A 25,070-nucleotide genomic window follows, 5' to 3' on the forward strand; every position below is an offset into this window, starting at 1 on the left:
TTATGGCACTATGGCTGCTTATCTCAACGCAACGAGAGGGTGGCGCCTGCCCCTCTTCTCGAAATGCCACTTCCACTCTTAAACCGGACAACGGTGTCCGAACCGGGGCGGCTCATGAAGGATGTCGGTCAAGGTGAAGATCACCTTGCTGTGCTCGTGACACGTCTGAACAGATTGCGTGAAATCGAATGCGGAAACCCGTCGCTGAAACGGATTGAGAAAGTCGCGCTCGCCCTTTTGGCCGAAGAGCCCGAACGAAACAGATGGCGCCGGCCGTTGCCGAAGTCGACCGTGTCCGACCTGTTGAACGGCAGGTCGCAGAAAGTGCCGGATTTCCTGCTGATGCGGACCATCGTCGAGGTGTGCCAGGTGATCGCGGTGAAGTCCGGCATGCCCATCGAGTCCGTGGCGGAGCTGACCGCCGAGTTCAGCGCCCTGTGGCAGGCCGCCAAGGCCGAGGCAGGGGAGGCCGCGCGACGCCGGAACGGGTCGCCGGCCGCCGCCCGGGCCGGCGGGGACGTCCTGGAGCCCGCGCCCGGCGAGCAGTCGTCCTGGCAGCCCTCGCCCACGGAGCTGCGGGTGCCGCTGCATTGGGGACGTCTGGGCATGTTCCGGCTGCGGTCGGCGGAGAGGGGTGACGCCAGGGCCGCCCACGAGTTGGCGGTCCTGCTGGCCTGCGAGGCGTGTGGCGCGGATGGGAAGGAGGCCGAGCACTGGCGGCGGCTGGCCACGTACTGGAACCATCGGGCGCTCGGCGCGGTGCCGGAGGCGGCGGGCTTCCAGCTCCGCGGACGCCGGCTGGTGGTGATGGCCAGGGCGCTGGCCGAGAAGTACGCCGAGGCGGGCAAGCCCAGCTCGACGTACTTCTGGAAGGCCGTGCGGCAGGCGGAGACGTCCGTGCGGGCGGTTGAGGCCCGGCAGGAGGCGGAGGTCGGCTGACGCCTCCCTCAAGCCCTCATAGGCCGGAGGTCGGCTGACGCCTCCCAAACACCAGCGCGCCCTACCGGCTGGAGGTCGGCTGACGCCTCCAAGACACCGGCGCGCCCCCACAGGTTGGAGGAAAGTCGGCGCGGCCGGAGGAGGGTCAGCGGGTCAGGACGCGTACGTTCCCGTACGTGCTGCGGGCGAGGATGGTCCTGGAGCTGGACTTCGTGCTCTTGATGTCGGAGTGCTCGGAGCCGTCCTGGCTCTCGACCTTCACCTGGTAGGAGTCCTTCGGCACCCGGACGGTCACGCCGCCCTCCCGCGACTTCACATCCAGGTCCGCGGGCGGCGCGGCGAAGGCCAGGGAGATCGAGCCGTCCAGGGTGCGTCCGTGCACGCTGGACGATCGCAACCCGTCGCCCTCGATCGTGCCGGAGTCGGTCATCAGGCGCAGCTTGCCCGAAGTGTCCTTGACCTCGATGCGGTCGCCGCTGGAGACGTCGACGTCCTGGGTGAGGCCGTTCAGGATGACGCCGTCGGGGGAGTCGATCGTCAGCCGCACCCCGGCCGGGACTCTCACGTGGTAGCGCGCGCCGCAGTCGCCGACGATGAGCGTGCAGTCGGCGCTGAGCCGCAGCACGCCGTCGCGCAGCGACCAGGAGGGGCTGGTGGACGCCTTGCCACGCGTCCAGCGCCGCACCTCGACGGCCGGGCTGGTGGCGGGCAGCACCCGCACCCCGCCCAGCGACGACGAGATCTTCAGTTCGGCCCCCGTGAACGGGAACGTCCGGACGGCGGGCACCTCATCGCTGTCGAAGCGCACGCTGCACCCGGTGACCGCCAGAATTGCCACGATTACCAGCAAAAGCCTCATACAAACGATCATGGCGAAGCGGCGGCGGAGGCCCATCGGCCGTTCGACCGATGCCCCTCCGCCATTCGGCCATAGGAACCACGGCCCCGACGCCAGAGCGCCGGGGAAAAGACGGTGGGGCTACAGCGCCGACAGCAGGGCGTGCACGTGCGGCAGGGGATCGCGCCCCAGCGGCCGGACGACCACCGTCCCCGCACCCGCCGCCCACATGCTCCTGACCTGCTCCGCCGCCTGCTCAGGGGTCCCGGCCGCCATGACGACGTCGTGCGGCGACACGCCCAGGTAGGCCGCCTGTTCCCGGACCACCGGATGGGCGAGCCGGTCCGCCTCCTCGCCGATGTGCAGGAAGGTGAAGACGCCCAGTTCGTGGTCGTCGCCCCCGGCGATCCGCTCGACGACGCCGGGCAGCTGCGCCGGGCCGACGCCCTCCGGCACGATCGTGCCCTGCGCGACGCGTCCCGACAGCGCCAGCGAGCGCGGCCCCTTCACGCCCGCCAGGACGGGCGGCGGCACGGCCGGCGGATGCACCAGCGACACGCCGTCGAGGTGCACCGCCTTGCCGTGCATGGTGACCGTCTCGCCGCGCAGCAGGGCGCGTACGGCCGTGATCGTCTCCTCCAGCAGGGCGAGCGGCGACGGCACGGCCGCGCCGACCTGGCGCATCCATTCCTGCACGCCGTGCCCGATGCCCGCGGCCAGCCGGCCGGGATGCATCCGGGCCAGGTTGCCGATCTCCATCGCCAGCAGCATCGGGTTGCGCAGCGGCGCGGGGGTGATGCCGATGCCGACGCGCAGCCGGGACGTGACGGCCAGCGCGGTGGCCGCCGCCGAGACGCCGCCGGTCCAGCCCAGGTCCTCCACCACCCACAGGTCGTCGGCGGCGGTCTCGTCGAGCGCCCGGGCGAACGGGATCAGCTCCTCAGGCGGCAGATCCCGGTCGAACATCACACCAAGTCTCACGAAGCCCTCCAGTAGTAGCGGAACAGCCGGCCGACCTCCGAGTATCCGGCACGCAGGAAGGCGTTCGCGGTAGGCGTGTCGCCCACGTCGGTCCCGGCGACGATGCGACGTCGGCGCCGGCGGTCCAGGCGAGCGTCAGCCGTTCGACCTCCATGACGAACCCGGCCCCGGTCAGCGCCTCGTGCTCCACCGCGCGGTCGACGACCGGGGTCAGGCCGGGCGGGAGCGAGATGTCGTGCATGATCTTCCCCAGCCCCGTCTCGCGCAGGCCGCGGCGCAGCAGCGCGGCCGCCGCCGCGGAGTCGGGGCCGGGCTCGAACTGCCAGACGATCACCGGGTCCGCGCCCGCGAAGGGGGCCCAGAACGCCAGGCGCGCCCGCCCCTCCGCGAAACACCACTGCGGCCGGGTCCTGCCCTCGGCGAAGGCGGCGGCGAGCTGGGAGCGGGCAGGCTCGGGGAACTCATCGAACAACGTGCGGGCCTCCGGACGTGAGAGGGATCTTCCCGCGAGCCTACGAGGCTACGAGCCGGCGGCTCCGGGGAGATGTGCCCTCGATGACATCACGTCCATGATCCCGGCCGGACGGGATCAGGCGGCCGGATCGAGGGCGGCACGGGCCTCGCCGAGCGAGGCGCTGGTCTCGAAGTGCCGGTCGAGATTGGTGATCGTGAGCAGGTGACGGATCATGCCGGGCCCGAGGACGAGGATCATGCGTCCTCTCATGTCCTGGACGTGACTGAGCGTCGCCACCAGGACGCCGAGGCCCACCGAGTCGCAGAAGGGCACCTCGGTCAGGTCCATCACCAGGTTGAGCGGATCAGCCGCCGCCAGCGCCTGATCAAGCTCGGCGCGAAGCCGAGGAGCGCCCGCCACGTCGAGATCGCCGACGACGTGCAGGACCGTACAGGGGTCCTCCCGCCAACACTTGACCACCATGCCAATCACGTGCCCTGGCTTTACCTGGTTATGCCTATTTCTTGCATATGTTCTCCATGGCGGTCTTGGTCGTCGGCGTGGAGCTCGGCTTGCTCGCCGGGGTGTCGGGCTGCTTGAGCTTCTTGATCTTCGGCTGGTCGCTGCCGGCGATCACCTCGACGCCCTCGACGTCGGCCTGCTTCAGCTCCGCGCCCGGGATGACGGACGCCACCAGGCGCGCGGCTGCCTCCTGGCCCGCGGCGTAACGCACGAGCGTCTGCTTGTGGTCCTTCTTGCCGGTGTTGCCCGGCTCGCCGGGCACCTTGAACCCGGAGGCCACCAGCGCCGACTTGGTGCGCGCCCCCAGCCCCGTGATGAGCGTGCCGTTCATGACCTTGACGGTGACGCTCTCCGGCGGGATCACGGTCTTGGCCGGCGACGGCGTGGCCGTCTTGGTCGGCACGGGCTTGGCGAGGTCCTGGTCGGCGTCGATGCGGCGGAACATGTCGCGGGCCGCCGGACGGTCCCACAACACCGCCGACTCGCCGGTCGGGGCCTTGAAGTCGACGTTCGCGAGCGGCACGTCGGCGAAGCGGACGTCCTCCAGCGACACGTCGCGCAGCTGGGTGGCCAGCCCGATCAGCCCGTCGTCGGGGTCGACCTTCACCGTGCTCAGCGTGGAGTTGACGAACGCGGCGAGCTTGGCCGGGTTGGCCAGCGTGTCGGCGCTCAGCGCCCGGTTGAGCAGCGCGGAGATGACCTGCTGCTGCCGGTCGATGCGATCGAGGTCGGAACGGGCGGTGGCGCGGGTGCGGGCGTAGCCGAGCGCCTGGGCGCCCTGGAGCTGGTGGGTGCCGGCGAGCAGGTTGAGGCCCGTCTTGGGATCGTTGATCGGGATGGGCGTGCAGACGGTGACGCCGCCGAGCGAGTCGACCACGTCGATGAACCCGAGGATGTTCACCTCGATGTAGCGGTTGATCTCCAGCCCGGTGGCGGCCTTGACGGTCTGCATGGTGAGCTTCGGCCCGCCGAACTGGTAGGCCGAGTTGATCTTGTGGTCGCCCTTGCCGGGGATCGTCGTCCAGGTGTCGCGCGGCAGGCTCACCACGGTGACGCGCTGGTGGTCCTCCGACAGGTGGATGACCATCATCGTGTCGGTGCGCTGGCCGGACTCGCGGCCCAGCTTGAGCTGGTTCTGCTGCTGCCGGGTCAGGTCGTCGCGCTTGTCGACGCCGACCAGCAGGATGTTCTCGGCCCCCTGGGACTTGGGGGCGGTCACGCCCGCGTCGACCGTGCCGATCTGCCGCGGGGTCGCCCACACCACGCCGGTGGTGACCAGGATGCCCGTGGACAGCAGGCCGGCGACGATCACGTTGCGGCGGCGGGCCTTGGCGCTCCGCACGGGCCTGCGTGGACGGGTGGCAGGAGTGAGCCTGACGCCGCCGTAGGCGTCGCCGCCCACCAGCACGCCGCCGTCCTCCTCGCCCGCTTCGCGCATGCCCTCCTCCTCGGATCCGCCGGGGACACCGGGGCTTTCGATTGCCCTTCTCCCCTGGTCGTACAGTAGCGTGAGCCCCGCCATGAAGCAGTTCCCCGACTCGCCGCACGCGCCCGCGGAGACGCGCGGCTGGCCCCCCATCTCCGTCGTCATGCCGGTCCTCAACGAGGAGCGGCACCTTCGCGAGGCCGTCGACCAGGTCCTCGCCCAGAGCTACCCCGGTGAGATCGAGGTCGTCCTCGCCGTGGGTCCGTCCCAAGACCGCACCCAGGAGGTCGCCGACGCCATCGCGGCGGCCGACCGCCGGGTGACCGTGGTGCCCAACCCGACTGGTCGCACGCCCAACGCGCTCAACGCCGCCATCGCCGCCGCACGCAACGGCATCATCGCCAGGGTCGACGGGCACGCCATGCTGCCCTCCGACTACCTGCGCGTCGCCGTCGAGACGCTGGCCGAGACCGGCGCCGACAACGTGGGCGGCGTCATGGCGGCCGAGGGCGTCACACCGTTCGAGCAGGCCGTGGCCTGCGCCATGACCTCCAAGATCGGCGTCGGCGCCGCGGCCTTCCACGTGGGCGGCACCGCGGGCCCGGCCGACACCGTCTACCTCGGCGTGTTCCGCCGCTCGGCGCTCGACCGGGTCGGCGGCTACGACGAGCACTTCCAGCGGGCCCAGGACTGGGAGATGAACCACCGCATCCGCCAGACCGGCGGGCTGGTCTGGTTCCAGCCGCGCATGCGGGTCACCTACCGTCCGCGGCCCAACGTCAAGGCGCTGGCCAAGCAGTACTTCCACTACGGCCGCTGGCGGCGCGTGGTCGCGCGCACCCACGAGGGCACGATCAACCTGCGTTACCTGGCGCCGCCCGCCGCGGTGCTGGCCATGGCGCTGGGGCTGGTGCTCTCGCCGTTCTTCCCGCTGACGCTCGTCGTCCCGGGGGGCTACGCGCTGGCCATCGTGGCCGGCTCGGCGGTCACCGGCAGCGGGCTGCCGGGCGCGGTCAAGCTGCGGCTGCCCCTCGTCTACGCCGCCATGCACGTCTCGTGGGGATGGGGCTTCCTCACCAGCCCGCGGAGGTTGTCCAGGCCGCCACGCTGATCACGAGCCCGAGAAGACCCGCTCGACGGCCGCGTCGAAGCGGGTCAGCGCGTCCGGGTACTCCGGCCCGAGCAGGTAGCTCCTGAGCTTGATCCTGGCTCGGGCCAGGGTGTCCTCACCGTCCAGGAAACCGGCGAGGGCCGCGAGGTCCTCGCCGAGGAGCACCCCCGCCTCGGTGCTCGGGTAGCGCTCGTGGAAGGCGCGCTCGGGCAGCCCCGCGACGTTCGTCACGGCGTACGGCTTCTCGCTGGCCAGGAAGTCGGCCACGACGCTGGAGATGTCGCTGATCAGCAGGTCGCACTCGTTGAAGCAGTCGTACAGGTGCGGGCTGTCGCCGGTGACGATCAGGTGCCTGATCTCCGGCGCCCCGCCGGGACTCGACGGATGCCTGGCCTTCGACCTGGCCAGCTCGGCCGCCTCGATCATCGACACGATCCTGCGGTGCGCCCGCGCGGCGCTCTTGTCGCGGTGGCCGGTCAGCGGGTGCGGCTTGTAGATGATCCGCAGCTGCGGGTCGTGGTCCAGCAGGGCGCGCACGATGCGCGGGCCCATGGTGATCAGTGACGTGTGGAACAGGTCGTCGTTCCAGCCCTCCCAGGTGGGGGCGTACAGGACGGTCCGGTACGGCAGTCGCGGGCCCTCGGTCGAGATGCCTTCGAGCTGCGGCCGGCCGACCTCGTGGATGCTCTCGTCCCGGACGCCCACGCGGGCGCGCCGGTAGCGGTCGCGACCGGCCGGCCCGGCCACCCACACCTCGTCGTACACCCGGGAGAACGGGTTGAACGACGCCTCCTTGTCGCTGTCGCCGTGGTTGAGGAACACGCTGCGCAGCGTCGGGATGCGCAGCATGTGGACGTTGCGGCCGACGTTGGAGACGTACAGGCAGAGCTTGGCGCTGAACAGGGCGCGGAAGCTCATCAGGTCGGCCGAGGACGGGATGCAGACCATCGGCAGCGTGGTCGACTCCAGGTGCCTGGCCATGCCGCGCTCGCGCAGCACGACGATCGCCCGCCGGTTGATGCGTTCGAGGGTGGGCAGCCACATCCTGGCCTGGTAGGCGGCGGCCGTCGCGCCGGAGAAGTACAGGATGACCTCCGGGTCGTAGGCCCTGACCTGCTCGCCCACGACCTCCAGCACCCTCGCCCGGTCGCCGAGCGGCCGGGTGCGGCGCACGTACGGCAGGAGCGCCAGCACGCCCGCCACGCCGAGCAGCAGCGCCACGCCCGCGCCGGCCGCCCCGGCCGCCGCGCCGAAGGTCGCGCCGAGCACCGGCAGGGCGTCGAGCCCGAGGAAGCGCAGGCCGCGGTGGGCGCCCAGGAACGGGGGCGGCATCCTGGGGATGCGCAGCGCGGACACGTCGAGGTTGCGGGTGGTCACCGGCATGCTGCTGAGCGTCTGCCGCAGGCGGATGGCCAGCCCCGAGTGCGCGGCCCGCGCGCCGTGCAGCGCGAACAGCCCGGCGGCCAGCGCCACGAACCACGGCGAGGCGGCCCCCGACACCCGCGCCACCAGCAGCAGCGCGGCCGTCTCCCGGGCCGCGAACCGCAGCGTGGTCCCCAGGTGCATCCGGCTGAGCAGCTCGGTCAGCCCGCCGGTCAGGCGTGCCGCGGCGAACTCGACGGCGTAGGAGACCACGGCGACCAGCCCGAACAGCAGCGGCGCCGGCCACAGCGCCGAGGCCAGCAGGACGGGGTAGCAGCCGAGCAGCGCGCCGATCGCCAGCAGTCTTCTCATGCGACCGCACGGTAACAACCCGCAGGTCAAGGGCCTTCCACGCGAACGTCTACGACATGCCCGGACACGTCAGGAGATGGACCCCCTGATCGCGAAGAGCTGCTCGGCGATCCGCAGGTCGTCCGGATGGGTGACCTTGATGTTGCGCTCGCTGCCGGGGACCAGGTGGATGGGCACCTCGGGCAGGTAGCGCAGCACCACGCCGCAGTCGTCGGTGGCCGGGCGCTCGGCGAAGCCCGGGTCGGCCATGGCCCGCTCGTACGCCTCACGGATCACCGAGAGCCGGAAGCACTGCGGCGTCTGGCTGCGGCGCAGCCGCGAGCGGTCGAGGACCTCGCCGATCACCTCGCCGTCCGGGCCGGGCACGGCCACCAGGACCGTGTCGGAGCTCGGGATCGCCACGTTGACGGCCCGGTGGGTACGTAGCGCCGCCACGCACTCGGTGATGATCCGCGGCTCCAGAAGGGGTCGTACGGCGTCGTGCAGCAGCACGTCGCACTCCTGCGTGCCCAGCGCCCGCAACGCCCGCCACGTGCTCTCCGTACGGCTCCGGCCGCCCTCCACGATCTGGGTGACCTTGCGGTGGCCGCCGTTCGCCACGATCTCCTTCACCCGGTCGGTGAAGCCGGGCGTCATCAGCACCACGATCTCGTCGATCTCCGGCGCCTGCTCGAACACCGCGATGGAGTGCTCCAGAATCGTCCGCCCGGCTACCTCGATGAGCTGTTTGGGTATCTCATGCCCGACCCGCTGCCCCACGCCTCCCGCGAGGAGCACTCCGACCGACCGCCGCGCTGCATCCATGTCGGCAGCGTAACGGTCCTGTTCCGTGATATCGCGCGCCCCTGTCGCTACGCTGTGTCCACGCACTCCCTACCGGGAGGAGACCTGCGCTTTGCCCGACTCACTCACCCGCGAGGGCACGACCACCTCGGTGGTGCTGCTCGCCACGACCCCGGCGTGCCGACTCTCCTGCGCCGACGGCACGCTCCTCGACCGGCTGAGCGACCAGTTCGCCGCGCTTCCCGTCCGTGACGTCCAGGTGGTGACCCCTGGTGGCGGGCTCGGGGCCGACCTGCGCGGGGTGGCCAAGATCGCCCGGGTCTCCTCGGGCACGGTCGTGGTGCTCCCCGCCGACCTCGTCGCCCACACCGAGGCGCTCGCGCTGCTGCTCGAACATCCCGCGCGCGACACCGGGGCGCTGGTCTCCCACGACGAGGCCGCCGCCCCGATGCGGCCGCCCGTACGCGTCGAGTCCGGCAGGGTGGTCGCCGCCGGCAGCTCGTTCCACACCGTCCCGGAGGCCAACGCCACCTTCAGAGGCGTGCTCCAGACCGGCGAGGCCGACCTGGCGTCCCTGGCCGACATCGCCGAGGAGCTGGCCGAGCTGGCCGACCTGGGCAAGCTCGGCCCGGTCACCCCCGTCGAGGCGGTCGACCTGCTGCTGGTGGGCCTGGTCAGGGCCGGCGTACGGGTGCGCGCCGCCTCGATCGGCCCGCTGCACGCCGACCGCGTGACCGGCCAGCACGCCGCCGACAGCGCCCTGACCAGGCTCGCCGAGGTCGACGAGGCCAGGGTCCGGCTCGACACCTCGGTCAAGGAGGACGACGGCTTCTTCGCCACGTTCTTCGTCTCGACCTGGTCGCGCCACCTGATCAGGCCGGCCGTCCGCCTCAAGCTGACCCCCAACGCCGTCACCGGCGTCTCGATCGGCCTGGCCGCGCTGGCCGCCGTCTGGTTCTCGGCCGGCACCCAGTCCGGGCGGGCGGCCGGGGGCGCGCTGTTCGTGATGTCGTTCGCGCTCGACTGCCTCGACGGGCAGCTCGCCCGCTACACCCGCACGTTCTCCCCGCTCGGGGCATGGGCCGACGGCATGGCCGACCGGCTGAAGGAGTACCTGGTCTACGTCGGGCTCGCCTTCGGCCACGGCGGGACCACGATCTGGTACCTGGCCGCCGCCGCGATGATCACGCAGGTCGTCCGCCACACCATCGACTACTCCTACGCCGGGGCGCTGGCCGACGCGGGCCGCGTCGGCGCGCTGTGGGCCAGGCCCGCCCGGTCGCTGCTGGAGCCGGCCGACGCGCGGCACGCCCACGGGATGCTCGGGCTCGCCCAGCGGCTGGAGCGCGACTCGCTCGCCCGCTGGCTCAGGAAGATCGTCGTGCTGCCCATCGGCGAGCGGACGGTGCTGATCGCCGTCACCGCCGCCGTGTGGGACGCCAGGGTGACGTTCGTGTCCCTGCTGTGCTGGGGCGGGGTCGCCGCTCTCTACCAGCTCGCCGGGCGCCTGGCGAGGTCGGCCCGGTGAGGGCCGCCGGGGCGGGCGAGGCGGCGGCGGTTCGCCGGATCGGGAGGCAGGCAGCGTGATCTCCGTGCACATGACCCCCGTGCCAGAGAGCAGGGTCGTCGCCTACCGCGACGACGGGCCGCTCTCGCGCGCGATGGGCCTGCTCGTGGCCGGGCAGCTCCCGCCGCTGCCGCCGGTGATCGCCGGCACGTTCGTCACCGGCGTGCTGCTGCTGATCGGCGTGGCCGGGTCCGACGGGCTCGCGGTGTTCGCGCCCGCCGTGACGCTGCTGCTGGCCGGGCCCGGCAGCACCCATCCGCACGACGGCCGTTTCGACTGGCTGGTGCCGCCGATCCTGCGGCTCATCGAGTACAGCTTCGTCGCCGCCTGCGGCTTCGCCCACGGGCTGCCGCCGGTGCTGACCTTCCTGCTGCTCGGCGCGCTCGCCTTCCACCACTACGACCTGGTCTACCGGCTGCGCCAGCGCGTCTACCCGCCGGCCTGGCTCTCGACGCTCGGCCTCGGCTGGGACGGCCGGATGATGGCGGTCTCGCTGGCCGCCCTGGCCGGCTGGATGACCGCGGGCTACGTGCTGCTGACCCTCTACCTGTGGGCGCTGTTCGGCTGGGAGAGTGTCACGTGCTGGCTGGCCGCGCCCCGATCGGGCGTTGAGGCGAGCGAGATGGGAACGCAAGACTAACGCCGGATTACCCGCGAAGGGGCCAAAGGCAACTAACCTTTGGGCACACGTAGTCATGCTCGACCGAGGAGTGCACGTTGCTGGGAATGGTTCTGGCCGCCGGGGCCGGACGACGCCTGCGGCCGTACACCGACACGCTGCCCAAGGCGCTCGTGCCGGTTGACGGCGAAACCACGATCATGGACATCTCGCTGCGCAACCTCGCCGAGGTGGACCTGCGGGAGGTCGTGGTCGTCGTCGGTTACGCGGCGCAGGCCGTGCACGACCGCAAGGAGGAGCTGGAGAGGCGCCACGGCGTCAAGCTCACCCTCGTGCACAACGACAAGGCCGAGGAGTGGAACAACGCCTACTCCCTGTGGTGCGCCCGCGACTACTTCGCCCAGGGCGTGCTGCTGGTCAACGGCGACACCGTCCACCCCGTCTCGGTCGAGAAGACGCTGCTGGCCGCCCCCGGGACGAGCGACGTCCTGCTCGCGGTCGACAACGTCAAGAAGCTGGCCGACGAGGAGATGAAGGTGACCCTCTCCCCGGAGGGCTCGCTGCGCCGCATCACCAAGCTGATGGACCCGGCCGAGGCGTACGGCGAGTACATCGGCGCCACGCTCATCAGGCCCGGCGCGGCCGAGCGGCTGGCCGACGCGCTCAAGACGACGTTCGAGCGCGACCCCCAGCTCTACTACGAGGACGGTTACCAGGAGATGGTCGAGCGCGGCGAGGCGATCCACGTCGCGCCCATCGGCGAGGTCGACTGGGTCGAGGTGGACAACCACGACGACCTGGCCAAGGCTCGCACCATAGCCGTTCGCTACTAGAGGGAGCGCGCATGCCGCTTCTAGCGAGGATGCTGCCGGCGCCCCTGACCATGGAGGTCAGGCGCGGCGCCGTCGCCGAGCTCGGCGCCCTGCTGGCCGACAGCCGCGTGGCCACCTCCGGCCGGGTGGCCGTGGCCGTCGGGCCCGGCCAGGGCGACCACATCGAGCGCCTGATCGCCCCCACCCTCGGCGAGGCCGAGGTGTTCAGGGTGAGCGACGGGTCGGTCGAGGCGGCCGTCTCACTCGGCGCCGACCTGCGCAAGGGCGCCTACGAGGTCGTCGTCGGCGTCGGCGGCGGCAAGACGATCGACGCGACGAAGTACGCCGCCTCCCTCGCGGGCATCCCCATGGTGGCCGTGGCCACCAACCTCTCCCACGACGGCATCTGCTCGCCCACCGCCTCCCTGGTCTACGAGGGGGGCAAGGGCACCTTCGGCGTGCCGATGCCGCTGGCCATCCTGGTCGACCTCGACTTCGTGCACAACGCGCCGAAGTCGCTGGTCAGGGCCGGCATCGGCGACGTCGTCAGCAACCTGTCGGCGATCGAGGACTGGCAGCTCGGCAACGTCGAGCGCGGCGAGCCCATCGACGGCCTGGCCTGCTCGATGTCCCGCACCGCCGCCGAGGCGCTGGTCGGCCGGAGCGACGGCATCGAGTCCGACGCGTTCCTGACCGTCCTGGCCGAGTCGCTCATCCTGTCGGGCATGTCGATGGTCGTCGCCGGGTCGTCGCGGCCCGCGAGCGGTGGAGATCATGAGATCCTTCATGCCGTGGATCAGCTCTTCCCCGGCACCTCCAACCACGGCGAGCTCGCCGGCATAGGTGCCGCCTTCTGCTTCTTCCTGCGGGAGGACGCCGCCAGGGTGGCCCAGGTGGTCGACTGCCTGCGCCGGCACGAGCTCCCGGTCGTGCCCGCCGACATCGGGCTGACCGGCGAGCAGTTCGCCGACGTGGTCGCGCTGGCGCCGTCGACCCGTCCCGGCCGTTACACGATCCTGGAGCACCTGCGCATGCAGGACTCCGAGATCCGCGATCGGGTGGGGGACTATGTCCGGGCCTTCGGTAGCTGAGCTGCGGCGGGTCGCCCAGCCCGAGGGCCACCTCGACCGCAGGAACGGCGAGCACTGGGCAGGCGTGCTCTACATGCGCCGGCTGTCCATCTACGTCACGTGGCTGACGAGCAAGACGTCGGTCACGCCCAACCAGCTCACCTGGGTGATGACGGTCGCCGGGGTCGCGGCGGGCTTCGTGCTGGCCCTGCCGGGGCTGTGGGCGGCCGTGCTGGCCGCTCTGCTCGTCCAGGTCTACCTGCTGCTCGACTGCTCCGACGGCGAGCTGGCCCGCTGGACGGGCAAGACGTCGCTGGCCGGGGTCTACCTCGACCGGGTCGGGGCCTACTTCACCGAGGCCGCCGTGCTGGCCGGGCTCGGCTGGCGGGCCTCGGCCGTGCTGCCCGACTGGTACACCGTGCTCGGCTTCGCCGCCGCGCTCGGCGCCATCCTCATCAAGGCCGAGACCGACCTGGTGGAGGTGGCGCGGGCCAAGGGCGGGCTGGGCGCGTCCTCCGAGGCGTCGGCGGTGCAGTTCCGTTCGGGGCTGCTCGGTCTGGGCAGGAGGATCCTGGCGGCGACGAAGTTCCATCGGATCATGCAGCCGATCGAGCTGTCGCTGCTCGCGGTGGCGGCCGCGGTGATCGACCTGGCGACCGGCACGCTCGGGGCCTCCCGCGTGCTCATCGTGGCCTGCGCGATCGCCGCCGCGCTGCAGACCGTGCTCCATCTGATCAGCATTATGGCGTCGAGGCGGCTTGGGTGATCTCATGTCGGAACCGGAGGAGCTTCCCGTCCGTCGTATTGATCGGACGTCCGCCGTTCGGTGGGGGTTCACCATCGGTTCCGATACGCTTAGCTCCACCATTGTCAACAAGATGCAGACCAGCAGACTCGGTGATCATGAAAGAATGCTCCGCTCGTGTCCTCAACGCGTCAGGACGATGACCCGTTGAAGATCTCGTGCGTCATCCTCACCATGGGCAACCGGGTCGCGGAGCTGAACCGGGCCGTCGAGTCCGCGCTCAACCAGGTCGACGGCGACGTCGAAGTGGTGATCGTGGGCAACGGCGCCGACGTGCCCCAGGTGTCGGCCACGCCACCCGAGGGCTCGGCCGCGGTCGTGAAGACGATCCGGCTCGACCACAACACCGGCATTCCTGCCGGCCGTAACCGCGGCGTCGAGGAGTGCTCCGGCGACGTCGTGCTGTTCCTCGACGACGACGGCTGGTACGCCAACCAGAAGGTCGTCGCCCACGTGCGCGACCGGTTCGCCACCGAGCCCGACCTCGCGGTGATCTCCTTCCGGGTGATGGACCCCGAGGGCGGCGTCGGCCAGCGGCGGCACGTGCCCCGGCTGCGCGCGGGCGATCCGCAGCGCTCCTCGCCGGTCACCACGTTCCTCGGCGGCGCCTCGGCGGTGCGGCGTTCGGCCTTCCTCCAGGTCGGCGGCCTGCCGGAGAAGTTCTTCTACGCGCACGAGGAGACCGACCTGGCCTGGCGCCTGCTGGGCGAGGGCTACCGGATCGAGTACGACGCCGAGACCGTCATGTACCACCCGCAGGTCCCGCCGACCAGGCACGCGCAGTTCTACCAGCTCAACGCCCGTAACCGGGTCTGGCTGGCGCGGCGCAACCTGCCGTGGCCGCTGGCGTTCCTCTACCTGACCAACTGGGTGGTGCTCACCCTGATCCGCGAGCGCCGTTCGGGGGTCGCGATCAAGGCGTGGTTCTCCGGCTTCTTTGAAGGGCTGCGCACGCCCGCGGGCGAGCGTCGTCCCATGGCCTGGCGCACCGCCTGGCGCATGGTCAAGCTCGGCCGCCCGCCGATCGTCTAGACCGCCTCCGCCTCGCCGAAGGTCATCGAGGCATGGGAGACGGTCGAGGCGAACAGCGCCCGCTTGGGCAGCCCCAGCTCGCTGAGCTCCTTGGCGATGGGGTGGTTGCCCAGGCGGATCAGCGCGCCGCCCGGCCGCACGCGCGTGCCCCCGGCCCGTACGGACCAGGGGATGCGCCGCGTGACGCCCTCCAGATGGGTGAAGGCGTCGAGCGGCGCCATGGCGGCCGGCGCCGGCACGCCGGGCCTGATCAGCAGGTCGAGCACGAGCCTGCCGTCCTTGCGCAGCACACACCGCTTGTACGGCGACCCGAGCCGCAGCTCGATGTCGGCCAGCTCCTTGGGGAAGCCCCAGATCGTCCGCCCCGCCTCCAGCGTGAACCGCTGGTCGACGGGCAGCCAGTGGACGAAGACGCCCGCGCCGCGCAGGTCGCCGAGCCCGACCGAGCCCGCCGCCCCCGGCCGCCGGATCAGGAAGGCCATCCCGAACTCGTGGTAGGTGTCGAGGTCACCCTTGCGGTAGTCGACGAACACCAGCACGCACACGGCCTTGCCGGGGAACACCTCGGCCACGTCGAGGCCGGAATAGGCGATCACCGCCCGCGCGGCGTCGGCCCGCACCGCGTAGAAGGCGCTGCAGACCTCCGCGTCCTCCACTCGCACAGGCATGCCCACCGTCCGGCCCTGGATCAGATGCGATGCCATGAGACCAGTACATCAACCCGGGGGCCCGCTGGCCATTCCTACACCGCCAGCGCGTGTTCCGGCAGTGCCGCCCACGACTCGGCCAGCTTGACGAAGTCCGCCGCCCGGTCGGGCCAGTGGTGGCGCAGCCGGGCCTCGGCGTGCCCGACCGCTCCCAGGTCGGCCCGTCGCACGGGGTCCTCCTTGAGGTCCAGGACGGCGTCCAGCAGCGCGTCCACGTCCCGGGGCACCACCAGGCCGCAGCCGACGGCCCGCACCAGCGGGGCGGCCTGCGGGGTGGCGATCACCGGCAGGCCGCGGCCCATGTAGTCGAGGATCTTCGTGGGCGGCCCGGTCACGGTGTCGGCGGCCAGGGACAGCCCGGCCAGCGCGCCCTCGGACATGCGCAGGGCGTGCCGGTTGGGCACGTACCCGAACCAGTCGAGCAGGCCGACGCGCTGGGCGTCGCGCAGCAGCGGGCGCACGTCGCGGTCGGCGGCGCCGATGAGGTCCATCCGGATGCCGTGCGGCGCCAGGCGCTCGGCCAGCGCGATCAGCTCGGCCACGCCGCGCTCGGCCGACAGGCGGCCGATGTGCACGACCCTGGTGTCGCCGGGAGGGGGCGGGCTGGGCGACACCAGGGTCGCTTCGGGCACCTCCGCGGAGGTGATCACGTGATGCCGTCTTTCCGCGCGGGCCCGCCGCCTGGGCGAGACGTCCTCGCGGACGTCCCAGACGACCGGAGGGCGCCGGTGGGGCAGCGCGCGCAGCAGCCGGTGATCATGGACGATCAGCAGGTCGGCGTCCCGCACGCCGCGCCTGAGCGCCGCGCGGGCCTTCCCGTACGGGGCCTGCCGGGCGACGTCGACGGCGGTGAGCCCGACGGCCGGGGTGACGTTGTAATAGGTGAACGGCGCGACGTAGGTCACCTCGTGGCCCGCGTCGAGCAGCGCCCTGATCTGCCGGTGCATGATCCGGGCGTCCTCGGGATGATGGACGGTGGTGGCGACACATGCGCGCATGTGTCGATGCTCCGCGCCTACCAGGTCAAAGGCGTTAACTCAGGTGAAAGGGCCGCTTAACTTCCAGAGGGGCGGCGATAGAGCCAGGTCAGGCGGGGTTCGAGCACCCACTTGAAGACGGTCCGCGTCTCCGGCAGGCACAACACGATCGCCAGTGCGAACGAGCTGCACGCGATGGCCAGCACGCCGAGCGGCCCGTGCAGCCACGGGAGCGCCAGCCAGCCCTGGTCCTTGGCGATCAGGACGGGGATGCCGTGGAGCAGGTAGCAGTAGAGCGTGCGGGTGCCGAGGTCGGAGTACCAGGTCTCGCCGCGCGGCACCAGCGCCAGCACCGCGAAGGACATCGCCAGGGCGCAGACCAGCAGCCCGACCTTGAGCAGCAGGCCCATCCACCAGGACAGGTCCATGTCCTGGAAGCTGTGCTTGAAGTAGAAGGGGTCGAGCGGCGCCTTGGGCGCGATGACGATGGCCACGGCGGCCGCGCAGAGCAGCGTGACCCCCGACGCGATCTTGATCCACAGCTTGTTGAGCATCTCGAAGTGCTCGGGCTGCATCACCAGGCCGATGACGAAGAACGGCAGCAGGCCGAAGAAGCGGTCCATGCTGAAGTCGCCGGTGATCTGCGAGAAGCCGGCGAACATGTAGATCACGATGGCCACCGGGACCGGGTGCTTCATCCGCTTCCACACCGGTGTGGACAACCGCCAGAACAGCAGCGCCAGCAGGTACCAGTTGAGCCACGCCGGATCGATGATCGTGAGGCTCCACTTCTGGCCGAGCCCGTAGCGGACGGCGGCGTAGCCGATCTCCACGATCACGTACGGCACGACGAACGTGTCGACGAGCTTGTTCGTCTTCGCGTTGGAGTTCCAGAAGTTCCTGGACAGGTAGCCGCTGATCATCACGAACAGCGGCATGTGGAACATGTAGATGTAGATGTAGAGCGCTCTGGAGGAATGGGTCGAGAGCGTGGGCACCAGCGAGTGGCCCAGCGGCACGAGCGCGATCAGGATGAACTTGACGTTGTCGAGGTAGGGGTCGCGCCTGCGCTTGGGCGGCTCGGGCTCCTCGGCGGGCTCCTGCCGCTCCTCGGGGCGCTCGCCCGTCGCGATGCCGTGGGGGTCGGTCTGGTTGCCCCAGACGGACTCCTGAGGCAGGGGCCAGCGAGCTCCAGTGTTCGCCGGCCCGCCTTCCTCGACGGGGCCGTCAGGGCTCCGCGGGGTCGTGACCGGTGGGGAGAACTTTGTGTCAGACACTGGGGAGCTCAGCTTCGCTAGGGGCCGGGGTGCACGACGCAACTCTGACATCTCATACTTACAACCGCCTTAACAGCGGCCGTGTCGCGCTGCGTCGCCGACCCGCAAACATTATCCCGATCTAGTGGTCCCTGTCTCACCAGAAGTCCGGTTCCACAGGGAACTTGGAGCCTCAGGTGCACACGTTCTTCTGGTCGGCGGCCGTGATGGTGCTGTTGTTCACGCTGTCAGGAAGCTTGGTGACCTTGACCGACTTGAAGTCGGACCCGACCACGAGCTGGATCACCGGGGCGCCCTTGCCGCCCGCGCCGGCGGCCGTGCCGGTCGTGCCGGAGGTGTAGGGCTGCGGGTTGGTCGCGGCGACCTTGCCCGCCGAGGGAGCCGGCTTGGGCAGCACCGCGCCGGACAGCACGGCCGCGTAGTCGGCGCCGGTGGCGGCGCCCTTGGCGTAGTGGATCTCGCTGGAGGGCAGGCTCGCGCCGTCGGCGGCCTGGTAGTTGCCCACGCCGACGACGTTGAAGCCCTGCTTGGCCAGCTCGTCGGCCACCAGGCGGGCCTTGCCCGGCGTGGTGGTGCCGTTGAGCACCTGGACCTTCACCTGCTCGGGCTTCGGCGTGACCTTGGGCTTGGTGCTCGCGCTGGCACTCGCGCTCGGGGTCGGGTCGGGGAGTTCGGTGTCGCTGATGATGGAGGCCCACAGCGCGGAGGCGTCGGGCTCCTTCCAGATCACCCGGTTGGGGTCCTGCGGGTCGGGCAGCCACGGGATCGTGGTGAGCTGCACGCCGCCCGCGGTCAGCTCCTTGGCGCTGGTGGCGATGTCGATGAGCTGCTGGGTGTCGTTGGCCAGCTCGGGGTCCATGGTGACCGAGCCCGCCGCCGCCTTGATGAAGCCGGTCAGCTTGCCGATGTCGGTGAGCAGCTCGCTGCTCGTGGCCTTGGCGATGACCTTGCTCAGGAAGATCTGCTGGCGCTTGATGCGCTGGATGTCGCTGCCGTCGCCGTAGTGGCGCAGACGTACGTAGCCGAGCGCCTTCTCGCCGTTGAGCAGGCTCTTGCCCGGAGGCAGGACGAGATGGGACGCCCTGTCGTTGACGCCGGACTTGAGGCAGATCTCGATGCCGCCGAGGGCGTCGACGATGTTCTTGAAGCCGCTGAAGTCCACCTCGACGAAGTGGTTGATGCGGATCTGGGTGAGCGTCTCGATCGTGGAGATCGTGCACGCGATGCCGCCGGAGTTGTACGCCGAGTTGATCATGTCCCGGCGGGGCGGCATCTCGGCCTTGGTGGTCTCGTTCTTGCACTTCGGGATCTGCACCATCGAGTCGCGCGGGAAGCTGATCAGGCGCGCCTTGTCCCGGTTGGGGGAGATGTGCATGACGATGATCGTGTCGGTGCGCTTGCCGCCCGCGTCGGCCGTCCTGGCGAGCTGCTGGCCGTATTTGGCGTTGCCCTTGCCCGCGCGGGTGTCGGAGCCGACGAGCAGCACGTTGAGCGCGCCCGTGTCGCGCGGACGCGGGTTGATGATGTCCTCTTTGACGCTCTTCTGGGTGATGTTGCCGAAGGCGTCGCGGTAGACGGTGTAACCGGTCAGCGCGCCGGCCACCATGACCGTGGTGGCGGCGATGCTGACCCAGGCCAGCACCCGCATCTTGCCCTGACCGCCGCCGCCGTCGCCGCGGTGGCCGCGTGGGGGCCGGTCGTCGGGCGGGGGAGGCGGGGAGCCGGCGGCCCTTCGCGCCATCCGGCTGCCCGGAGCGCTGGGGGCGACCCTGGCGTCCTGGACGGACGCGCTCCTGTAGTCACTCATACGCCCCCTAGCCTCGTTCCCTGCGCCAACGCGCCGGCTTGGTCGCTCCGCGCCACGAGATTAGGTCACGTACGGCGTGCCCGGTGCCATGACCGCCGGAAACGACCGTGACCCGGGCGTGATGTTTCCGCGGCACAGCATACTCAGAGCCGGACATTTCGTGGAATATCATTGCCAAAGTCTTTCCCGCTTTCTGACCGTCCCCGCAGGTCAGGCCGGACGCTCAGCGCCGCCGCGAGGCAGGCCAGAGGCACGGCCGGGAGCACGTACCGGTAGTCGAACTCGGCCACGGCGGGCGGTGTGACGAGCAACACAACGGCTGCCGCCCAGGGCGCCGCCCATGCCGGCGGACCGGCGTGCCGCAGGCCCCGCGCCCGGCGCACGGCGGCCGCGACGGGCGGCGCGAGCAGGAGCGCCAGCAGCACCGGGCCGGGCAGGCGCACCACGCTCTGGTAGCCCCGCAGCCATCCGGCGTAGGGCTCGACGATCTCCGTACCGATCGCACCCTGCTCATAGAGCTTGGCATAGTCGGCGCCGACCTGCGCGGGATAGCGGCCAGGTGGGCCGGGCGGGGTCACCGGGAACTCGTAGTAGGCGTAGACCTCCGCGTCGGGGTAGACCGGCCGTCCCCACGCGAACGTGCGGGCCAGCTCGGCCAGCACCGAGCCCGCGTAGTCGAGCGGCTGGCTGGTGACGGCGAGGGTCGCGAACCTGGAGGCCAGGTCGTCGTTCGCCTTCGAGAACGTGATCCCCGGCAGCTTCACCAGCGGGGAGTCCTTGCTCCAGATGTACTCCTGCGACGGCGGGCGCAGCTCCGGCGGACGGGGGTCGCACAACACCCGCAGGTCGGCCGGCGGGTTCATCCTGGCGCAGTCGGCGAAGGACATCGTGCGGGCGTAGAGGAAGACGCCGTTCGCGCCCACCAGGCCGACGCGGTGGTGGGCGGCGTAGAACCAGCCGCCGTAGGCGATGACCGGGACCAGCGCGGCGGCCAGCAGCACCCCGGCCAGGCCCACGCGCCTGCGCAGCACGAACCACGCGGCCAGGACGACGATGAGCGGCAGGCCGACGGTCCTGGTCAGGGTGGCGGCGGCCAGCAGCAGGCCGATGGCGGCGACGGTGGCGCGCTTCTCGGTCAGGCTCAGCGCCACGGCGGCCACGACCAGGAACAGGAACAGCGTGTCGGAGACCAGCAGGTGCTCCAGCTCGACCTGGTACGCGTCGAGCAGCACGGGCACGGCCGCGAGCGTGCGCGCCCAGCGCGGGGCCCGGCGCGCGGCCACGTAGACGAGGACGCCGGTGGCCAGGCCGAGCAGGTGTTGCGCGGCGGTGACCGCCCAGAAGCCGTGGAAGGGCTCCAGGAGCTTCATGAACATCGAGTAGCCCGCCGGGCGCACCAGGTCGGGGCGCGGCCGGAAGACGGTGACGATGTAGGTGTAGGAGTCGGGGAACCACAGGGCCGGGCGGTAGCCGAGCATGGCGAGCGCGCGCAGGGCCGCGCCGGCCGCCAGGACCCCGGCGAACCAGCCGTGCCGCCGCCACCATCCGGCTTCTCGGACGCGCGCGAACCAGCCGTGCCGCCACCAGCCGGGCTCCTGGACGCGGGCGGGGGTTCCCGCGCGCGGCTCCGGTCTCACCCGCTGGTCATCCCGCTCCTCCTGCACCTCGCGTACGCTACCCGCGTTTCCGCGGACGCCGTGACCGCGGCGTTGGATACGCTCGCTCACCGATGGAACGTGATCGATCGGGCCGCGTACTGGCCGCGTTGTCGGTGTCGCCCGCGCTCGCCCTGGCGGGCTGGCTGCTCGCGGGCCTGCCGCTGCTGCTGGCCGGCCGGTTCGCGCCGCTGCCCGCGGTGCTGCTCGGAGTGCCCGCGGCGGCGCTGCTGTGCTGGGCGGGCACGCGCGGCGTCCTGCGCGGGAGGCGGGGCGCGGGCCAGGGCGTCCAGGCCACGCCCTGGCAGGTGGCGGGGGTCGTGGCGGTGGCCGCCGGGTCGGGCGTGTTCAACGTCGTCATGCATTCCGAGCAGCTGCTGGTCCGGCGCGACCCGGCGACCTACGCCCAGTACGCCGCCTGGATCGCCGGGCACGGCTCGCTGCCGATCCCGGACCAGGCGGCGGCGTTCGGCGGCCACCACCCCTCCCTGTACTTCGACAGCGTCGGCACGTATGCGGTGGACGGCGGGGTGGTGCCGCAGTTCATGCCGGGGCCGCCGCTGGTGTTCGCGATCGGCGACTGGCTGGGGGCGCCGTTCGCGGCGCCGGCCGTGCTGGGGGCGCTGGCCGTACTGACGGTGGCCGGGGTGGCGGCGCGGCTGGCCGGTGGCCGGTGGGCGGTGCTCGCGGCGGCGGCGTTCGCGGTGAGCCTGCCGATCCTCTACACCTCGCGCACGACGTTCAGCGAGATCCCGTCGCTGATCCTGCTGTTCGGCGGGCTGGCGCTGGCCCAGGACGCGATCGAGGTCGAGCGGCCCGGCTGGCGGCAGGGACTGCCGGCCGGGCTGGTCCTGGGGCTGGCCGTGCTGGTCAGGGTCGACGGGTTGCGCGACGTGCTGCCGGTGCTGGCGTACGCGGGGCTGCTGGTCGCGATGCGGCGCTCCGGCAGGCCGCAGGGCGCGGTGGGGCTGCCGCTGCTGGCGGGGCTGGTGGCGGGGGCGGGGCTCGGGCTGCTGGCGGCGTACGTGCTGGCCCGTCCGTATCTGGAGTATCTGTCCGGGTCCGTGCGGCCGCTGCTGCTCATCTGCGCGGTCGTGCTCGTGCTCACGCCGGTCGGCGTGGCCGTCGCGCCCAAGCTGGCCGGGTTCCGGCCGCCGCGGTGGTTGCCGACGGCGGGGGCCGCGCTGGTCGTGCTGGTGATGGCCGGTCTGTACGCGCGTCCCTGGTTCCAGACCGTGACCAGGAAGGCCACGAACGAGGAGGACGCCCGCACGGCCGAGTTCATCGCCCAGATCCAGCAGGCCAACGGCCTGCCCGTCCAGGCGGACCGGCTCTACTTCGAGCTCTCGCTCCACTGGGTGACCTGGTACATCGGCATCCCGGCCGTCGTGCTGGCCACGGTCGCGGCGGCCGTGCTGCTGCGCAGGCTGCTGCGCGACGGCAGGCCGTTCGTCTGGCTGCTGCCGCTGGCGATGATCGGCTGGACGACGATCACCACGCTGCTGCGGCCCGAGATCACCCCCGACCAGCCGTGGGCCTCCCGGCGGCTGGTCCCGGTCGTGATCCCGGGGCTGATCGTGCTGGCGGTGTGGGGGCTCGGATGGCTGCGCGAGCGGTCGTGGCCGCGGGAGCGGGTACGGCGGTGGGCGACGGTCGCGGGGGTACTGCTGGTGCTCGTGCCGCCGGTGGTCACTTCGATCGGCACCGCGTTCACGCCGGTCGAGCGGGGGGAGGCGGCGGCGGTCCGGTCGATGTGCGCGGCGCTTCCGGCCCAGGCGTCGGTGCTGTTCGTCGAGCGGGTGACCGGCGACCGCTTCACCCAGCTCGTCCGCGGGATGTGCGGGCGTCCGGCGGCGCAGGTGAAGCGGCCGCCCGGAGGCTCCGACCTGGCGGCGGAGCCGGAGGTCCGGGCCGCCGTCGAGAGGGTCAGGGCGGCCGGCCGGGTGCCGGTCGTGCTGGCCGCCGACCCCGCCCAGGTGGCCCCTTACGGGACGCCGCGGCAGATCATGGGCCTGGTGACGCGCCAGGACGAGCGCTCGCTCGTGGACCCGCCCAACGGGACGTGGACTCTGCGGGTGAACGTATGGATGGCGGTGGGTTGACCCCGCTCAGGGCGTATCGCGATAGTTCTGGACATGTCTGACACCGACGAGCTGTCGTTCGGCGACGACCGGGAGCCGTGGTTACGGCCCTGGGTCAGGGCCCACCAGAGGACGGCGGCGATGATCGTGGCGGCCGTCCTGCTGGTGGCGGCGCTCGGCGGGGGCGGCTGGTACCTGCACCTGCGCTCGCTCCTGCCCTCGCCGCCGCCCGTCGGCGCGCTGCCCGTCGTGGACGGCTTCACCGTCACGCTGTGCACCGAGGGCACCCAGGGCTGCCCGGAGGGCACCGCCGAGCGGGTGCTGGCGCTGGTCCGGCGGATCCCCGAGGCGGTCGCGCCCACGCTGGTGCCCGCCGACGAGGTCGAGCGGCGCTGGGCCCAGACGGCGATCATCACCGAGGGCCTGACCAGGCCCCCCGATGCGAACTGGATCCCGATGATCGAGGGCGGGGTGCGCGGACCGGCCGACTACGACGCCGTCCGGCGGGGGCTGGCCGAGGAGAAGGGCGTCCTGCTTCTGCCCCGGGTGCCCGACTTCTGGCGGGGCAAGGCGGACCTGACCGTCGTGATGTGCGGTCAGTGGCAGGAGGACGCCGCCTGCCGGACGGTGGCGACCGAGGCGCAGCGCGACGCCGTCGTGGCCCGGCTGCGCGAGCTGGACGGCGTGGCCGAGGTGTTCCTCCAGGACAAGCCATTCGGACTGCGGCTGGCCCGGCTCTATCGGAGCGACGCCCGGCCTCTCACGCTCGCCGAGATCCCCGAGGTGCTGTACGTGCGCTTCGACGACCCCGCCAGGGCCAGGGCGGTGGGTCAGGAGATGCTCAGGATGCCCGGCGTAGGATGGTCACAGCTGATCAAGTGAGTGTAAAGCCCGTCGATGTGGACTCGGCTTCCAGCGGGGCAGAGTACCCTCGACCCCCGTGAGCACGCTTGAGACCCCCAAGAGTGGACCTGCCGTGGAAGAAGCGCCGTACGTCACGATTGTCCTGCCCTGCTACAACGAGCAGGACCACGTCATCGACGAGGTCGAGCGCATCACGCGGGCGATGGACTCCAGCGGCTACACCTACGAGCTGGTCGCCGTCGACGACTGCTCGACCGACCAGACCCTGGCCCGGCTCGAAGAGGCCGCGCCCGAGTACCCCCACCTGCGCATCCGCGCCTTCCACCGCAACGGCGGCTCGGGCACCGTGCGCCGCATCGGCACGCAGGAGGCCAGGGGCGAGATCGTCGTCTGGACCGACGCCGACATGACCTACCCCAACGAGCGCATCCCCGAGCTGGTCCAGATCCTGGAGAAGGACCAGACGGTCGACCAGGTCGTCGGCGCGCGCACCACCGAGGAGGGGTCGCACAAGATCCTGCGGGTGCCGGCCAAGTGGGTGATCCGCAAGGTGGCCGAGAAGCTCGCCGGGCAGAAGATCCCCGACCTCAACTCGGGGCTGCGCGCGTTCCGCAAGTCGGTGGCTCGCCCCTACCTGCGGCTGCTGCCGCCCGGGTTCTCCTGCGTCACGACGATCACGCTGTCGTTCCTGTCCAACCAGCACGACGTCTACTACCTGCCCATCGAGTACGCCAAGCGGGCCGGCAAGTCGAAGTTCAGCTTCGTCTCCGACGCCTACCGCTACATCCTGCAGGTGCTGCGGATGATCATGTACTTCAACCCGCTCAAGGTGCTCATGCCGCCCGCGCTGTGGCTGGTGGCGATCGGGCTCGTGAAGGGCGTCTGGGACATGATCCGGCAGCCGTTCTACTTCCCGGCCAACACCGTCATGATCTTCCTGTCGGGCCTGCTGATCGGCTCGGTGGCGCTGCTGGCCGACCTGATCGTGCGGTCGCGGGGGGAATAGCGC

Annotated in this window: 23 protein-coding genes; 11 read left to right on the forward strand and 12 right to left on the reverse strand. The window is 71.3% G+C overall.

Annotation, left to right across the window (positions count from 1 at the left end; translation table 11 throughout):
- Positions 1 to 291 precede the first annotated feature (291 nt).
- A complete protein-coding gene (locus tag ACIBQ6_RS25355; protein WP_397214848.1) occupies positions 292 to 939 on the forward strand; it encodes a hypothetical protein in 648 nt (215 codons plus the stop codon).
- A gap of 145 nt (positions 940 to 1,084) precedes the next feature.
- On the opposite strand, the gene ACIBQ6_RS25360 is transcribed toward ACIBQ6_RS25355, so the two are convergent.
- The 5 genes from ACIBQ6_RS25360 to ACIBQ6_RS25380 form a co-directional block, all read right to left on the reverse strand.
- Positions 1,085 to 1,777, reverse strand: a complete 693-nt coding sequence (locus ACIBQ6_RS25360) for a DUF4097 family beta strand repeat-containing protein (RefSeq protein WP_358282578.1) — start codon at positions 1,775 to 1,777, stop codon at positions 1,085 to 1,087.
- 141 nt (positions 1,778 to 1,918) lie between these two features.
- Positions 1,919 to 2,743, reverse strand: a complete 825-nt coding sequence (locus tag ACIBQ6_RS25365; protein WP_397214850.1) for an LLM class flavin-dependent oxidoreductase — start codon at positions 2,741 to 2,743, stop codon at positions 1,919 to 1,921.
- Positions 2,718 to 3,230 carry a hypothetical protein gene (locus tag ACIBQ6_RS25370; protein ID WP_397214852.1) on the reverse strand — a complete coding sequence of 171 codons (513 nt, stop codon included), beginning with the start codon at positions 3,228 to 3,230 and terminating at the stop codon, positions 2,718 to 2,720. Before ACIBQ6_RS25370 ends, ACIBQ6_RS25365 begins: the two co-directional genes overlap by 26 nt.
- A 117-nt stretch (positions 3,231 to 3,347) precedes the next feature.
- Positions 3,348 to 3,695, reverse strand: a complete 348-nt coding sequence (locus ACIBQ6_RS25375) for an STAS domain-containing protein (RefSeq protein ID WP_397214854.1) — start codon at positions 3,693 to 3,695, stop codon at positions 3,348 to 3,350.
- A 34-nt stretch (positions 3,696 to 3,729) separates the two neighbouring features.
- Positions 3,730 to 5,172 carry an LCP family protein gene (locus ACIBQ6_RS25380; RefSeq protein ID WP_397214856.1) on the reverse strand — a complete coding sequence of 481 codons (1,443 nt, stop codon included), beginning with the start codon at positions 5,170 to 5,172 and terminating at the stop codon, positions 3,730 to 3,732.
- An 82-nt stretch (positions 5,173 to 5,254) separates the two neighbouring features.
- Here ACIBQ6_RS25380 and ACIBQ6_RS25385 point away from each other — a divergent pair, with 82 nt between their 5' ends.
- Positions 5,255 to 6,271 (forward strand): glycosyltransferase family 2 protein, encoded by a 1,017-nt coding sequence (locus ACIBQ6_RS25385; RefSeq protein WP_352349181.1) that lies wholly within the window; start codon positions 5,255 to 5,257, stop codon positions 6,269 to 6,271.
- Here ACIBQ6_RS25385 and ACIBQ6_RS25390 read toward each other — a convergent pair whose 3' ends face one another.
- Together ACIBQ6_RS25390 and ACIBQ6_RS25395 are read right to left on the reverse strand one after the other, a co-directional pair.
- Positions 6,272 to 8,005 (reverse strand): CDP-glycerol glycerophosphotransferase family protein, encoded by a 1,734-nt coding sequence (locus tag ACIBQ6_RS25390; protein ID WP_397214858.1) that lies wholly within the window; start codon positions 8,003 to 8,005, stop codon positions 6,272 to 6,274.
- A gap of 69 nt (positions 8,006 to 8,074) precedes the next feature.
- Positions 8,075 to 8,809, reverse strand: coding sequence for an IspD/TarI family cytidylyltransferase (locus ACIBQ6_RS25395; protein WP_352349185.1), 735 nt, complete (start codon positions 8,807 to 8,809; stop codon positions 8,075 to 8,077).
- A 91-nt stretch (positions 8,810 to 8,900) separates the two neighbouring features.
- On the opposite strand from ACIBQ6_RS25395, the gene ACIBQ6_RS25400 reads away from it, so the two are divergent.
- From ACIBQ6_RS25400 to ACIBQ6_RS25425, 6 genes are all read left to right on the forward strand, one after another.
- Positions 8,901 to 10,316, forward strand: a complete 1,416-nt coding sequence (locus tag ACIBQ6_RS25400; protein ID WP_387668864.1) for a CDP-alcohol phosphatidyltransferase family protein — start codon at positions 8,901 to 8,903, stop codon at positions 10,314 to 10,316.
- A 70-nt stretch (positions 10,317 to 10,386) separates the two neighbouring features.
- Positions 10,387 to 10,995: a DUF5941 domain-containing protein gene (locus tag ACIBQ6_RS25405; protein ID WP_358282591.1), complete on the forward strand. Its 609-nt coding sequence runs from the start codon at positions 10,387 to 10,389 to the stop codon at positions 10,993 to 10,995.
- Positions 10,996 to 11,072: 77 nt separating this feature from the next.
- Positions 11,073 to 11,807, forward strand: coding sequence for a phosphocholine cytidylyltransferase family protein (locus ACIBQ6_RS25410; RefSeq protein ID WP_352349191.1), 735 nt, complete (start codon positions 11,073 to 11,075; stop codon positions 11,805 to 11,807).
- Positions 11,808 to 11,836: 29 nt separating this feature from the next.
- Positions 11,837 to 12,877, forward strand: coding sequence for an iron-containing alcohol dehydrogenase family protein (locus ACIBQ6_RS25415; RefSeq protein ID WP_358283907.1), 1,041 nt, complete (start codon positions 11,837 to 11,839; stop codon positions 12,875 to 12,877).
- A complete protein-coding gene (locus ACIBQ6_RS25420; RefSeq protein ID WP_352321579.1) occupies positions 12,855 to 13,622 on the forward strand; it encodes a CDP-alcohol phosphatidyltransferase family protein in 768 nt (255 codons plus the stop codon). The genes ACIBQ6_RS25415 and ACIBQ6_RS25420 overlap by 23 nt, the downstream gene beginning before the upstream one ends.
- Positions 13,623 to 13,808: 186 nt before the next feature.
- A complete protein-coding gene (locus ACIBQ6_RS25425) occupies positions 13,809 to 14,693 on the forward strand; it encodes a glycosyltransferase (RefSeq protein WP_358282593.1) in 885 nt (294 codons plus the stop codon).
- Here ACIBQ6_RS25425 and ACIBQ6_RS25430 read toward each other — a convergent pair.
- The 5 genes from ACIBQ6_RS25430 to ACIBQ6_RS25450 all read right to left on the reverse strand — a co-directional run bounded on the left by ACIBQ6_RS25430 (position 14,690) and on the right by ACIBQ6_RS25450 (position 21,125).
- On the reverse strand, positions 14,690 to 15,397 hold the full coding sequence (locus ACIBQ6_RS25430) for an acetoacetate decarboxylase family protein (protein WP_397214862.1): 708 nt from the start codon (positions 15,395 to 15,397) through the stop codon (positions 14,690 to 14,692). The two genes, ACIBQ6_RS25425 and ACIBQ6_RS25430, sit on opposite strands and share 4 nt — an antisense overlap.
- 38 nt (positions 15,398 to 15,435) lie before the next feature.
- On the reverse strand, positions 15,436 to 16,398 hold the full coding sequence (locus ACIBQ6_RS25435) for a glycosyltransferase (RefSeq protein WP_387668856.1): 963 nt from the start codon (positions 16,396 to 16,398) through the stop codon (positions 15,436 to 15,438).
- Between the two features lie 56 nt (positions 16,399 to 16,454).
- On the reverse strand, positions 16,455 to 17,654 hold the full coding sequence (locus ACIBQ6_RS25440; RefSeq protein ID WP_358282599.1) for an acyltransferase family protein: 1,200 nt from the start codon (positions 17,652 to 17,654) through the stop codon (positions 16,455 to 16,457).
- A 172-nt stretch (positions 17,655 to 17,826) separates the two neighbouring features.
- Positions 17,827 to 19,461 (reverse strand): LCP family protein, encoded by a 1,635-nt coding sequence (locus tag ACIBQ6_RS25445; protein ID WP_397214865.1) that lies wholly within the window; start codon positions 19,459 to 19,461, stop codon positions 17,827 to 17,829.
- 143 nt (positions 19,462 to 19,604) lie between these two features.
- Positions 19,605 to 21,125: a hypothetical protein gene (locus ACIBQ6_RS25450; RefSeq protein WP_397214867.1), complete on the reverse strand. Its 1,521-nt coding sequence runs from the start codon at positions 21,123 to 21,125 to the stop codon at positions 19,605 to 19,607.
- 65 nt (positions 21,126 to 21,190) lie between these two features.
- Here ACIBQ6_RS25450 and ACIBQ6_RS25455 point away from each other — a divergent pair, with 65 nt between their 5' ends.
- The 3 genes from ACIBQ6_RS25455 to ACIBQ6_RS25465 are packed head-to-tail and all read left to right on the forward strand — an operon-like array spanning position 21,191 to position 25,067.
- On the forward strand, positions 21,191 to 23,218 hold the full coding sequence (locus ACIBQ6_RS25455) for a hypothetical protein (RefSeq protein WP_397214869.1): 2,028 nt from the start codon (positions 21,191 to 21,193) through the stop codon (positions 23,216 to 23,218).
- A 33-nt stretch (positions 23,219 to 23,251) separates the two neighbouring features.
- Positions 23,252 to 24,079 carry a hypothetical protein gene (locus ACIBQ6_RS25460; protein ID WP_397214871.1) on the forward strand — a complete coding sequence of 276 codons (828 nt, stop codon included), beginning with the start codon at positions 23,252 to 23,254 and terminating at the stop codon, positions 24,077 to 24,079.
- A gap of 58 nt (positions 24,080 to 24,137) precedes the next feature.
- The gene (locus ACIBQ6_RS25465) at positions 24,138 to 25,067 is read left to right on the forward strand and encodes a glycosyltransferase family 2 protein (RefSeq protein ID WP_358282610.1); all 930 of its coding nucleotides are present in this window, start codon (positions 24,138 to 24,140) and stop codon (positions 25,065 to 25,067) included.
- Positions 25,068 to 25,070 lie beyond the last annotated feature (3 nt).

Source organism: Nonomuraea sp. NPDC049655 (genome assembly GCF_044465465.1).
Lineage (GTDB): Bacteria > Actinomycetota > Actinomycetes > Streptosporangiales > Streptosporangiaceae > Nonomuraea.